This is a genomic window from Kribbella sp. NPDC050241 (assembly GCF_044459685.1).
Lineage (GTDB): Bacteria > Actinomycetota > Actinomycetes > Propionibacteriales > Kribbellaceae > Kribbella.
Genome location: NZ_JBITJE010000002.1, coordinates 874800 through 886397, shown reverse-complemented (window position 1 = coordinate 886397; position 11598 = coordinate 874800). Strand labels below are relative to the sequence as shown.

12 protein-coding genes are annotated in these 11598 nt (G+C 68.2%); 8 read left to right on the top strand and 4 right to left on the bottom strand.

Annotated features, from left to right (window positions below; genetic code table 11):
* Nucleotides 1-151 precede the first annotated feature (151 nt).
* From ACIBG5_RS12105 to ACIBG5_RS12085, 5 genes are all read left to right on the top strand, one after another.
* Nucleotides 152-1162, top strand: coding sequence for a Bug family tripartite tricarboxylate transporter substrate binding protein (locus tag ACIBG5_RS12105; protein ID WP_396391571.1), 1011 nt, complete (start codon nt 152-154; stop codon nt 1160-1162).
* Nucleotides 1159-1671: a tripartite tricarboxylate transporter TctB family protein gene (locus tag ACIBG5_RS12100; protein ID WP_396391570.1), complete on the top strand. Its 513-nt coding sequence runs from the start codon at nt 1159-1161 to the stop codon at nt 1669-1671. The genes ACIBG5_RS12105 and ACIBG5_RS12100 overlap by 4 nt, the downstream gene beginning before the upstream one ends.
* Nucleotides 1671-3179, top strand: coding sequence for a tripartite tricarboxylate transporter permease (locus ACIBG5_RS12095; RefSeq protein WP_396391569.1), 1509 nt, complete (start codon nt 1671-1673; stop codon nt 3177-3179). The genes ACIBG5_RS12100 and ACIBG5_RS12095 overlap by 1 nt, the downstream gene beginning before the upstream one ends.
* A gap of 13 nt (nt 3180-3192) precedes the next feature.
* On the top strand, nt 3193-3636 hold the full coding sequence (locus tag ACIBG5_RS12090; protein WP_396391568.1) for an EVE domain-containing protein: 444 nt from the start codon (nt 3193-3195) through the stop codon (nt 3634-3636).
* A gap of 77 nt (nt 3637-3713) precedes the next feature.
* Nucleotides 3714-5039 carry an MFS transporter gene (locus tag ACIBG5_RS12085; RefSeq protein WP_396391567.1) on the top strand — a complete coding sequence of 442 codons (1326 nt, stop codon included), beginning with the start codon at nt 3714-3716 and terminating at the stop codon, nt 5037-5039.
* On the opposite strand, the gene ACIBG5_RS12080 is transcribed toward ACIBG5_RS12085, so the two are convergent.
* Nucleotides 5040-5633, bottom strand: a complete 594-nt coding sequence (locus tag ACIBG5_RS12080) for a TetR/AcrR family transcriptional regulator (RefSeq protein ID WP_396391565.1) — start codon at nt 5631-5633, stop codon at nt 5040-5042.
* Nucleotides 5634-5730: 97 nt separating this feature from the next.
* Here ACIBG5_RS12080 and ACIBG5_RS12075 point away from each other — a divergent pair, with 97 nt between their 5' ends.
* From ACIBG5_RS12075 to ACIBG5_RS12065, 3 genes are all read left to right on the top strand, one after another.
* Entirely contained in the window at nt 5731-6366 is a 636-nt protein-coding gene (locus tag ACIBG5_RS12075; protein ID WP_396391564.1) for a VC0807 family protein, read from the top strand.
* Nucleotides 6356-6715 (top strand): hypothetical protein, encoded by a 360-nt coding sequence (locus ACIBG5_RS12070; RefSeq protein ID WP_396391563.1) that lies wholly within the window; start codon nt 6356-6358, stop codon nt 6713-6715. The genes ACIBG5_RS12075 and ACIBG5_RS12070 overlap by 11 nt, the downstream gene beginning before the upstream one ends.
* Nucleotides 6716-7161: 446 nt before the next feature.
* Nucleotides 7162-8346 carry a winged helix-turn-helix domain-containing protein gene (locus tag ACIBG5_RS12065; protein ID WP_396391561.1) on the top strand — a complete coding sequence of 395 codons (1185 nt, stop codon included), beginning with the start codon at nt 7162-7164 and terminating at the stop codon, nt 8344-8346.
* A gap of 69 nt (nt 8347-8415) precedes the next feature.
* On the opposite strand, the gene ACIBG5_RS12060 is transcribed toward ACIBG5_RS12065, so the two are convergent.
* The 3 genes from ACIBG5_RS12060 to ACIBG5_RS12050 are packed head-to-tail and all read right to left on the bottom strand — an operon-like array spanning nt 8416 to nt 11598.
* Nucleotides 8416-9660 (bottom strand): MFS transporter, encoded by a 1245-nt coding sequence (locus ACIBG5_RS12060; RefSeq protein WP_396391560.1) that lies wholly within the window; start codon nt 9658-9660, stop codon nt 8416-8418.
* A complete protein-coding gene (locus ACIBG5_RS12055) occupies nt 9657-11021 on the bottom strand; it encodes a GH1 family beta-glucosidase (RefSeq protein WP_396391559.1) in 1365 nt (454 codons plus the stop codon). Before ACIBG5_RS12055 ends, ACIBG5_RS12060 begins: the two co-directional genes overlap by 4 nt.
* Nucleotides 11005-11598 (bottom strand): YbjQ family protein, encoded by a 594-nt coding sequence (locus ACIBG5_RS12050; RefSeq protein WP_396391558.1) that lies wholly within the window; start codon nt 11596-11598, stop codon nt 11005-11007. The genes ACIBG5_RS12055 and ACIBG5_RS12050 overlap by 17 nt, the downstream gene beginning before the upstream one ends.

Below are 11598 nucleotides of genomic sequence, written 5' to 3'. Positions count from 1 at the left end.
CCGGTCGAGCGCCGGCTGTGCCACCTCTCGGCCGGATTCGGCGTGTGACCACAATGAACTCAACCTCCGCTGCTGACACAAGGCAGACGGCATTCCGCGGGGAAGGTCACGATCATCGCCTGAACCCCTTGGACGTGAAAGGACTCCGCCGATGAGGTCTCCCCGGTTACTGGTACCGACCGCGGCAGCGATGCTCGCCCTGTTCACCGCGACCGCCTGCGGCGCGACCGCGGACAAGGAGGACAGCGCCGACGCCGACAACGGCAAACCGGCCACCGGTCTGCGCCTGATGGTGCCGAACACGGCCGGCGGCGGGTACGACACCACCGCCCGGGTGGCGGCGAAGGTGATGGACGACGCCAAGATCGCCACCGGCGTCCAGGTCTTCAACCTGCCCGGCGCCGGCGGCACGGTCGGCCTGCAGCGGACCGTGAACGAGAAGGGCAACGGCAAGCTCGCGATGCAGATGGGCCTCGGCGTGGTCGGGGCGACGTACACCTCGAAGTCGAAGGCGACGCTGACCCAGACCACCCCGCTGGCCAAGCTGATCGAGGAGGCCGGCGCGATCGTCGTACCGAAGGACTCGCCGTACAAGTCGATCGGGGACCTGGTCACCGCGTGGAAGGCGAATCCGAAGGGCCTCGCGGTCGGCGGCGGCTCGTCCCCCGGTGGCCCCGACCACCTGCTGCCGATGCAGCTCGCGCAGACCGTCGGGATCGACCCGAAGGACGTCAACTTCGTCTCGTACGACGGCGGCGGCGAACTGCTGCCGGCTCTGCTGGGCAACAAGATCGCCTTCGGCGCCAGCGGATTCGGTGAGTTCCTCGATCAGGTCGAGAGCGGCCAGGTCCGTGTGCTCGCGGTGACGAGTGAGCAGCCGATCGAGGCGCTGAAGGACGTGCCGACGCTGAAGTCGTCCGGCATCGACCTGGTCTTCACCAACTGGCGTGGGATCGTGGCACCGCCGGGGATCAGTGCCGAGGACAAGCAGATCTGGGTCGACGCGCTGACCAAGATGCACGACTCCCCCGAGTGGAAGGCCGAACTGACCAAGCGCGGCTGGACCGACGCCTTCGTCACCGGTGACGCGTTCGCCACCTTCCTGACCGACCAGGACAAGGCGGTCGCGGACATCCTCACCAAGCTGGGGTTGGCGGCATGATCACCGCCGAGCCTCCTGTAGAGACTCGGCAGGATCGGGCGCAGTACGCCGTGTGTGGGTTCCTGGCTGTCGTCGGTGTTCTGGTGATCATCGACGCGGCCCGGCTCCGGCACATTGCCAACAGCAACGACCCGATCGGGCCCAAGCCGGTCCCGATCGTGCTCGGCGTACTGCTCCTGGTGGTCGCCGCCCTGTACGCCGTCGACGTCGCGCGCGGCGGCACCGGTGGGGCCGAGGAGGGCGAGGACGTCGACCCGACGTCGCCGATCGACTGGCGGACGGTCCTGCTGCTGGTCGGCGCGTTCGTGGTCAACCTCGTGCTGATCGAGCCGCTGGGCTGGGTGATCAGTGGCGGGCTGCTGTTCTGGGGCTCGGCGTTCGCGCTGGGCAGCCGGCACCACCTCCGCAACCTGGTCATCGCCGCCGGGTTGTCGCTGGCAACGTTCTACGCGTTCGCGATCGGCCTCGGTGTGAACCTGCCGGCCGGCGTACTGCAAGGGATCCTGTGATGGACAACCTGAACAATCTGCTGACCGGGTTCGGCGATGTGCTGACGCCGATGAACCTGCTGCTCGCGCTGCTGGGAGTGACGGTCGGGACCGCTGTCGGCGTACTGCCCGGCATCGGTCCGGCAATGACGGTCGCACTGCTGCTGCCGATCACCTACGGCCTCGAGCCGGTCCAGGCGTTCATCATGTTCGCCGGCATCTTCTACGGCGGCATGTACGGCGGTTCGACCACGAGCATCCTGCTGAACACCCCCGGCGAGTCGTCCTCGGTGGTGACGGCGATCGAAGGCAACAAGATGGCCCGGGCCGGACGCGCGGCACAGGCGCTCGCGACCGCGGCGATCGGGTCGTTCGTGGCCGGCACCATCGGTACGGCGCTGCTGGTCCTGGTCGCACCGCAGGTGGTGAAGTTCGCGATCAGCCTGGGCGCGCCGGACTACCTGGCGATCATGCTGCTCGCGTTCGCCGGCGCCACCTCGGTGCTCGGCTCGTCCCGGATCCGCGGGATCGCCGCGTTGCTGCTCGGCCTGGTGATCGGACTGGTCGGCATCGACAAGGTGACCGGGCAGGAGCGGCTGACCTTCGGCCTGCCGCAGCTTGCCGACGGCATCGATGTCGTCGTCGTTGCCGTCGGCATCTTCGCGGTCGGTGAAGCGCTCTGGGTGGCCGCGCACCTGCGCCGGAACCCGGGCACGGTGATTCCGGTCGGACGGCCGTGGATGGGTCGATCGGACTGGCGTCGTTCGTGGAAGCCTTGGCTGCGCGGGACGGCGTACGGGTTCCCGATCGGTGCGCTGCCGGCGGGTGGGGCGGAGATACCGACGTTCCTGTCGTACGCGACGGAGAAGAAGTTGTCCAAGCACCCGGAGGAGTTCGGGCACGGTGCGATCGAGGGCGTGGCAGGGCCCGAGGCCGCCAACAACGCATCGGCCGCGGGGACGCTGGTCCCGATGCTGGCTCTTGGGCTCCCGACCAACGCGACGGCCGCGGTGATGCTGGCGGCGTTCACGTCGTACGGGATCCAGCCCGGTCCGTTGCTGTTCCAGCGGGAGTCGTCGCTGGTGTGGGCGTTGATCGCGAGCCTGTTCATCGGCAACCTGATGCTGCTCCTGCTCAACCTCCCGCTGGCGCCGGCCTGGGCGAAGCTCCTGCAGATCCCGCGGCCCTACCTGTACGCGGGGATCATCTTCTTCGCCTCGATGGGCGCGTACGCCGTGAACGCGCAACCGCTCGACCTGCTGCTCCTGCTGTTGCTGGGCCTGCTCGGCTTCACCATGCGCCGCTTCGGCCTCCCGGTCCTGCCGCTGATCATCGGCGTCATCCTCGGCCCGATCGCCGAACGCCAGGCCCGGATGTCCCTCCAACTGTCCAACGGCGACCCCTCCGGCCTCATCGGCGGCCCCGTCTCCTACGTCATCTACGCGGTCATCCTCATCCTCCTCACCTGGCCCCTGCTGGCGAAGCTCCGCTCCCGCAAAATACGACAAGACGTGTCAGCTATTCAGTAGCACGGTGGAGGACATGATCACCGTGACCCCCGACCACGCCTGGCTGGGCGTCGTCTCCGCCGAGCACACCCGCCGCGCCACCGACCAGGGCTTCATCCAGCTCAACCACGGCAAGCGGCACAACCTGAACCGGCTGCGGCCCGGAGCCGGCTTCGTCATCTACTCGCCGACCGAGCGGTACGACGAGAAGCGGCCGCTCCGGGCCTTCACCGCCCTCGGCATCGTCGCCGACTCCGAGCCATACCAGGCCGAGCCGATGTCGATGGGAGCTCACGGTGTCGTTCGGCCGTGGCGGCAGGCGGTCGACTTCGAGGTGGTCGAGCGTGCCGCCCTCGCCGCTGTCACCGGTGAGTTGATGCTCACCCGGCAGCCCAACTGGGGCTACCAGCTTCGCCGGGGGCTGGTCCCGCTCGCGGTCGAGGATTTCGAGGTGTTGCGGTCGGTCATGGTTTGTTGATCGGGCGTGTCAATTTCTCGTCGGGGACTTCGACGTACAGGTGAGAACACGAACTCACCGAGGCGAAGGGCGATCCGATGAGCGCGACAGGGACCGCGGCGAAGTCCAGGACATTCCGGCGGCTGCTGGCGAACACGCTGGTGGCGAACGTGACGACCACCTTCCTGTCGTTCGCGCTGGCGTTCTGGGTCTACCTGGAGACCAAGTCCGTGCTGGCCGCGTCCATCGTGTCCGGCGTATCGATGCTGATCGGCGCCATCTCCGGCACGATCTTCGGCGCAGTCGTCGACACCCACCGCAAGAAGACGGCGATGGCGCTGTCGAGTGCCATCACCGGGGTCGCGTTCGCGACAGCCGGCGCGGTTTACGTCGTCGCCGGCGAGCGGACCAGCAACTGGCACGGACCGTGGTTCTGGGCGTTCACCGGACTGATCCTCGTCGGCAGTATCGCCGGCCAGCTCCGCAGCATCGCCCTCTCGACGACCGTGACACTCCTGGTCCCCGCGGACCGCCGGGACAAGGCCAACGGCCTGGTCGGGACGGTCAACGGCGTGGCTCACCTGCTGACCAGCATCCTCAGCGGACTCTCCGTCGGCCTGCTCGGCATGGGTGGAACCGTCGCCATCGCCGTCGTGTTCACCGCCGTCGTCCTGGTCGACCTGCTCGTCTCGATCCACATCGACGAGCCGCGGCCCGAGGGGCACCACCAGGCGCGCTTCGATCTCCGCGCCACCTGGCAGACGCTGCGCGGCGTACCCGGCCTGCTCCCGCTGGTGCTGTTCAGCAGCTTCAACAACCTCGTCATGGGCGTGTTCATGGCGCTGATGGACCCGTACGGCCTGAACCTGTTCTCGGTGGAGTCCTGGGGCGTCGTACTCGGCATCACCAGCATCGGCTTCATCGCCGGCGGTGCGCTGGTCGCCCGCTTCGGCCTGGGCCGTCAGCCGCTGCGGGTCCTGCTGGTGGCGAACGTCGCCATCGCGATCATCGGCATGGGCACGGCGGTCCGCGAGTGGCAGTCGCTGCTGGTCCTGGGGATGTTCGGGTTCATGCTGGTGATCCCGATCGCCGAGGCGGCCGAGCAGACGATCCTCCAGCGGCTGGTCCCGTTCCAGCAGCAGGGCCGGGTGTTCGGCGTCGCGCAGAGCATCGAGACCGCGTCCACCCCGATCGCCGCATTCATCATCGGCCCGGCCGCGCAGTTCCTGCTGATCCCCTACATGGAGTCGGCGCCGGGTCGGTCCACCTTCGGCTGGCTGCTGGGCGACGGTCAGGCCCGCGGCATGGCCCTGGCCTTCGTGGTCGCGAGCCTGCTGATGCTGATCGTCGTACTGCTGGCCTTCCTCAGCACCGCCTACCAGCGCCTCAACATCCGGTACGCCGCCGAGCCTGTGCCGGCCTAGTCAGCCATGCGAGCGCAGGAGCGGCAGGTACACCTGGTCGACGATCTCGACCAGGACCGCGTTCGGGACGGACGTCGCGCCGTTCAACGAGTACTCGTTCCGCAGCAGGTCGACCGCGACCGTGGCGACTCTGGGGGTGAGCGCGGAGGGGGCGACCTCGCCGCGACTCACCGCCCGGGCCAGGACCGTCAGCCAGACGGCGACGCCGGCGCGCGAGGCCTGCTCGCGGAGGTCGCGTATCCGCTCGGGCTCGCCCTGGATCCCCGCCACCAGCTCCCGCAGGATCTGCCCCACCGGCGTTGACATCCGGTCGTTGGCCCGCTGGAGGAGCGCCAACGCATCCGAGCGGACCGAGCCGGTGTCCGGCGCATCCTCGGGGTCGGTCGGCAGCATCCGCAGATAGGCGGCGACGCAGAGCGCCCCACGGCTCGGCCAGCGCCGGTAGATGACGTTCTTCGCGGTCCCGGCGCGGGCGGCGACGGCGTCCATGGTCAGGCTACGGAACCCGACCGCGTGCAACTCCTCGATCGCCGCCTGCAGGATCGCCTCGTCCAGCGCCGCGCCCCGGCGGCGGGTCGGCCTTGCGCTTGTCACCCAACCTCCCCTGAGAGATACCCAGGGTATCCCATGACATTCGGCATGCTCGCGCTCATTTCTTCCACCTTAAGCTACTGGCAGTATCTTACTCGGGATGGAGATGACGATGCAGAAGAAGGCAGTCCTGATCGGGTTGCTGTGGGACCTCGGCCTGCCGGCCGCGGTCTTCTACGGAGCCCGCGCGCTGGGGTACGACGTTCTCCCGGCCTTGGTGGCCGGTGGAGTGGCGGCCGTGATCCGCGTCGGCTTCGTGGCCGTCGTACGGCGACGGCTCGACGGGCTCGCAGCCCTGGTGGGTGGCACGTTCGCGGTGCTGGTGATCGTGTCGCTGCTGACCGGGGATCCGCGGATCCTGCTGGCGAAGGAGTCGGTCCTGTCCGGTGCGGCCGGTCTGCTCCTGGTCGGTTCGTGCCTGCTCGGCAAGCCGTTGGTCTACACGCTGGGGCGGAAGTTCAACACCGGCAAGCCGGAAGTGCTCGCGCAGTGGGACGAGCGGTGGCGGACCGAGCCGGCGTTCCGCGGGCACTTCATGAAGCTGACCGCGGTGTTCGGCGGTGTACTGCTGGCCGACGCGATCGTCCGGTTGGTGCTCATCTACTCGCTGCCGGTCGACTTGATGGCGAACCTGTCGCCGGTGCTGCATGTCGCGGCCCTAGCGGTCCTGGTCGGCTTGGCGCTGTGGTACCGGAGCCGTCGGCAACGAGCGATGGAGCAGGCGAATGCGCGGTAAGGGGATCAACTACGACACCGGCGCCCAGTTGGCCGGTGGATGCACCCGGCGGACGTTCGACTCGGTGACGGTACGGCGTGAGCTGGAGGTCATCGCGGATGAGTTGCACTGCACCGCCGTACGGATCTCCGGCAGCGATCCGGATCGGATGGCGATAGCGGCCGAGCATGCGGCCGCGGTTGGGCTCGAGGTGTGGCTGTCGCCGTTCCCTTGCGATCTGACCACCGAGCAGATGCTGCCGCTGTTCGCCGAGTGCGCGGAGCGGGCCGAGAAGATCCGCCAGTCCGGGGCCGAGGTGGTCCTCATCGTCGGCGGCGAGCTGCTTCTCGCCTGGCTTCCTGCCCGGTGACGATCTCTTCGAGCGCACCGCGCACCTGACCGATGCCGGTCCTGACCTGCCGTGGTTACTCGGAAGTGTAGGACCTGGACATGGCGTCGTACGGCGTCATCCGCCTGAATCCCGACCACACCTGGTCTCGCAAAGCCGTCTTCCACACCCTCAGCACCACCTACTCCACGATGGGAGGAAGATCCCGCGAGTAGGCGACAGACGGGGAATGTGCAGATGGACAGGTAGTGCACCTGCGAGACGCCGTACACACGCCACAGGCGCCGCTCAGGTGCACTACCAACCGCCCGGTACCTCCTGTCCATCTGCACGCCGCCGGATAAGTTCGGGGTATGGGTCGGCGGGTTGTTGGGGATGCGGTGGCGGTTGATGCTGCGCGGCGGATTGCGTTGGGGGCGCAGGGGTTTGGGGGGCGACGGTCTTCTGGGCGGGGCGACGTACGGCAGGTGCGGAAGGCTGTTGGGCTGGCCGGGGTGCTGCAGGTCGACTCGGTGAATGTGTTGTGCCGGTCGCATTATCTGCCGGTGTTCGCACGCGCCGGGGACTACTCGCGTACGACGCTCGATCGGATGAGCTGGGGTGAGCCGCGGGAGCTGTTCGAGTACTTCTGGGGACACAAGGCGGCGCTACTCCCGTTGAGCGACTACCCGTTGCTGAAGTACCGGATGAGGGCGGCGGAGCGCCAGGTCTGGGACGCCGAGCTCGACCCGGACGTGACCGCGCCGTGGTCCGTGGTCGTCGGGATGCAGCGGTTGACCGCCGAGCGGCCCGGGTTCGTCGACGAAGTACTCGCACGGGTGACCGACCAAGGCCCGATCTCCGCCGGCGAGGCGAGCCCGGACGGCGTACGCCGGAAGCGGTCCGAGCCGGACCCCGATCCGAGCACCGGCCGGATGTGGAACTGGCAGGACGCGAAGATCGCCATCGAGTACCTGTTCTGCACCGGCCGCGTGGCGATCGCCGGGCGGCGGAACTTCGAGCGCCTCTACGACCTGACCGAACGCGTCTTGCCCGCCGACGTCCTCGCGCGGCCCGCGCTGGACCCCGCCGAAGCCCGCCGGGAACTGGTCCGGGTCGCCGCCCGCGGCCTGGGCATCGCCACCACCCGCGACCTCTGCGGCGCCGGCATCGGCCACTACCCATTGCCCACAGCAACCGCCCGCGAGGTCATCGGCGATCTCGTCGACTCCGGCGAACTGATCCCCGTCCAGGTCGAAGGAATCACTCAACAGAGCTACCGCTGGCACGAGTCCACCGACCGCCCCGTCGACGCCCGCGCCCTCCTCTCCCCCTTCGACCCCCTGATCTGGAACCGCGACCGCACCCACCACCTGTTCGACTTCTTCTACCGCATCAGCATCTACACCCCCGCCACCCAACGCACCCACGGCTACTACGTCCTCCCCTTCCTCCTAGGCGACCGCCTCGTAGCCCGAGTAGACCTGAAATCCGACCGCCCCACCTCCACCCTCCTAGTCCCCACCCTCACCCCAGAACCCAACGCCCCAGACTTCACCGAGGCCCTGGCAGACGAGCTCCGCCTCCTGGCCCACTGGCTCGACCTGCAGCACATCCAGGTGACCGCGAACTCCCCCGCCGCCGTACCGCTCACCCAAGCCCTCAGCAGTTGAGGGTGGATGGCGGCTTGTGTCACCGCTGGCGGGTTGATAGGCGCCATCCGCGAAACAACCCGCCAGCGGTCAGCTGACGGACTTCACCTTGGTGACCAGTACGCCGGCCAGGACGGTGACGAAGGAGGCCATGAGGTAGAGGACCGGGTAGCCGCCCAGGTGTTTGACGATGGGGGCGGCGATGGCCGGGGCGAGGACCTGGGGGAGGGAGTTGGCGATGTTGATGACGCCTAGGTCCTTGGCGCGGTCGCGGGCGTTGGGGAGTACTTCAGTGAGCAGCGCGAAGTCGACCGAGAGGTAGACGCCGAAGCCGGCACCCAGGATCACAGCACCGAGGATCGCGCCGGGCCAGGTCGGCCAGACGGCGAGGATGACGCCCGCCACCGCCATCACCACACCGGACCACGTCACGAAGATCTTGCGGCGGGCAGTCCGGTCGGACCAGCGTCCGAAGCTGATCGCCGTGGTGAGAACGCAGACGCTGTAGATCGCGGTCAGGATGAGTACGCCGGTGTCCGCGTTCGAGATCCCCACCTCGTCCTGCAGGTAGTAGAAGAGATACAACGTGCCCAGCGCGTTCCCGACGTTGAACAGGAACCGCGTCAACCAGGCCCAGCCGAAATCCGGATACCGACGAGGGCTGATCCAGAACCCCCGCAGGAACTCCCCCACCACCAGCGGCGAACGCTGCAGCAACCGCACATCGCCACTGCGCAACAGATAAGGCACTACCGACAGAAACAGAAAGACGGCACAAGCCACATACCCCAGCGCGAACCCACCGAACGCGGCCGCCAGCGCAGTACCGACCAGCGCCCCGAGCACCTGTGAGATCGCGACCCACCCACCAACGACCCCACGCTGCGCGACCGGGACCCGATCCGGCACGGTCGCAGTGATGGCAGCAAGCAACGCATTCCCGAACAGCTGCACCAGGCACCACCCGAGCAGCATCAACCCAACAGCCCGCGAGTCCGCCAAGATCAGCAACCCGGCAACCCCACCGACAGCCCCGGTCAGCACCCACGGGACCCGCCGCCCGTGCCGCGACATCGTCCGGTCGGAGATCGCCCCGAACGCCGGATTGGCCACCACCGACACCGCGGCCCCGACGCCGGTCACCAACCCGAACACGAACTCCTTGTTGCCTGGAGCAACCGCCTCGGACTGCTGCGCCAGCAGCACCTGGATCGGCCCGAGCCACGCGGCGAACACTCCCACGTTCGCCAGTACGACGGCCGACGTCCACCCGGCCCGGACCCGGACGGTCGGCTCCGCCAGCGCGGCAGGCACGACCCCGGGCTCGGGAATCATCCGCGGCCGATCACGTCACGGAACCAGTGGTACGACGCCTTGGGCGTCCGCTCCAGCGTCTCGAAGTCGACGTGCACCAACCCGAACCGCTGCGAATACCCGGCAGCCCACTCGAAGTTGTCCAGCAAGGACCACTGGAAGTACCCGCGGACGTCGATCCCGTCGTCGATCGCCTCCTTCAACGCCCGCAGATACCCGTCGAGGTAGTCGATCCGCCGCTGATCGCTCACCACCCCGTCGACCGGTTCGTCGTTGATCGCGCACCCGTTCTCGGTGATGTAGAGGGGCGGCAGCCGATCGCCGTACCGGTCCTTGAAGGTCCGCAGGATCTCGCCGAACGCCGCCGGAACCACCGGCCACCCGAAGTCCGTGGTCGGGTACCCGGTCAGCTGCCGTGGCTCGAACGGCAGTCCAGGCGGCAGCAGGATCCCGTCGGTCGCCGCCGTGTCCGCCTGCCCCGTCGCGGCGCCAACAGACACCGGCGAATAGTGATTGATCCCGAACCAGTCCAACGGCGTCGAGATGACCGCCAAGTCATCGGCAACCGGCCCGGGCATCGCCGCCTCGAACCCTGCCGGATAGGCACCGAGCAGCACTGGATCGGCGAAGAGCCAGTTGATCAGATTGTCGTAGAGACCGGCCGCCTCCTTGTCCTCGACGCTGTCGCCGGCCGGCCAGGTCGGAGCGTGGTTGCTGGCGATCCCGATGTACGACGCGCCGCCCGCCCGCAACGCCTGTACGGCGCGACCATGCGCGAGCAACTGGTGATGCGCGACCGGGAGTGCATCGAAGAGCAGTTGCTTCCCGGGCGCGTGCGCACCGAGGGAGTAGCCCATCAACGTGAGCACCATCGGCTCGTTGATGGTGATCCACATCGGCACCCGATCCGCGAACCGCTCGGCCAGCAGCAACGCGTACTCCGCGAAGCGATCACAGATGTCGCGAGACAGCCACCCACCCGCATCCTCGAGCGGCTGCGGCGTGTCCCAGTGGAAGAGCGTCGGCGCCGGCTGGATCCCCGCCCCCAGGAGCGTGTCGATCAGCCGGTCGTAGAAGTCCATCCCGCTGGCCATGGCCGGCCCGGTCCCCGACGGCTGGATTCGCGACCAGGAGAACGAGAACCGATAGGTGTCCACCCCGAGTTCCCGCATCAGCGCGACGTCCTCGGCGTACCGGTGGTAGTGGTCGCAGGCGACCGCGCCGGTGTCGCCGTTCAGGATCCGGCCCGGCTCCGCACAGAAGGTGTCCCAGGTGGAGGGGCCGCGGCCGCCCTCGGCCACGGCTCCCTCGATCTGGTACGCCGATGTCGAGACCCCCCAGCGGAAGCCGGGTCCGAAAGACAGGTCAGCTGTCACTCGCATCATCCTCATCGGGTGTGGTGTCCTGCGGCAGCGGCGGCTCGTCCTGGCGCACGATGACCGCCGTACCGTAGGCAGCGACCTCGCTCATCGTGTTCGCGATCTCGTTGCAGTCGAACCGCATCGCGAGGATCGCGTTGGCGCCCATCTGTTGCGCCATCTGGCACATCCGCATGACCGCGACATGCCGCGACTCGGCCAGCATCTGGGTGTACTCCGGTACCTCGCCACCACCGAGCGACCGGAAGCCGGCGGCGAAGTTCGACCCGAAGTCGCGGCTGCGCACGGTCAGCCCGAAGACCTCGCCGAACACCTTGTCCGCGGTGTATCCGGGCAGGTCGTTCATGGTCGAGACGAGCACCGGGTACGGCGATCCCTGCGGCGCGACGTGCGGCGCGTTCTGCTGAGCCGGCTGGTAGTTGCCAGGAGCCTGTCCGTACCCGGGCTGCTGCCCGTAGCCCTGCGGCGGCGGACCCTGCTGATATCCCTGCTGCTGCGGCGGGGCGTACCCGGGCGGCGGACCCTGCTGGTAGCCCTGCTGCGGCGGGTAGGGCTGGTTCGGAGGAAAGTTCTGGTTCAT

Bases quoted from the DNA above. Each gene is read 5' to 3' on its own strand.
- ACIBG5_RS12055 (WP_396391559.1), bottom strand. From the start codon at position 11,021: ATGCGAGTGACAGCTGACCTGTCTTTCGGACCCGGCTTCCGCTGGGGG.
- ACIBG5_RS12095 (WP_396391569.1), top strand. From the start codon at position 1,671: ATGGACAACCTGAACAATCTGCTGACCGGGTTCGGCGATGTGCTGACG.
- ACIBG5_RS12090 (WP_396391568.1), top strand. From the start codon at position 3,193: ATGATCACCGTGACCCCCGACCACGCCTGGCTGGGCGTCGTCTCCGCC.
- ACIBG5_RS12100 (WP_396391570.1), top strand. From the start codon at position 1,159: ATGATCACCGCCGAGCCTCCTGTAGAGACTCGGCAGGATCGGGCGCAG.
- ACIBG5_RS12075 (WP_396391564.1), top strand. From the start codon at position 5,731: ATGGAGATGACGATGCAGAAGAAGGCAGTCCTGATCGGGTTGCTGTGG.
- ACIBG5_RS12070 (WP_396391563.1), top strand. From the start codon at position 6,356: ATGCGCGGTAAGGGGATCAACTACGACACCGGCGCCCAGTTGGCCGGT.
- ACIBG5_RS12060 (WP_396391560.1), bottom strand. From the start codon at position 9,660: ATGATTCCCGAGCCCGGGGTCGTGCCTGCCGCGCTGGCGGAGCCGACC.
- ACIBG5_RS12085 (WP_396391567.1), top strand. From the start codon at position 3,714: ATGAGCGCGACAGGGACCGCGGCGAAGTCCAGGACATTCCGGCGGCTG.
- ACIBG5_RS12105 (WP_396391571.1), top strand. From the start codon at position 152: ATGAGGTCTCCCCGGTTACTGGTACCGACCGCGGCAGCGATGCTCGCC.
- ACIBG5_RS12050 (WP_396391558.1), bottom strand. From the start codon at position 11,598: ATGAACCAGAACTTTCCTCCGAACCAGCCCTACCCGCCGCAGCAGGGC.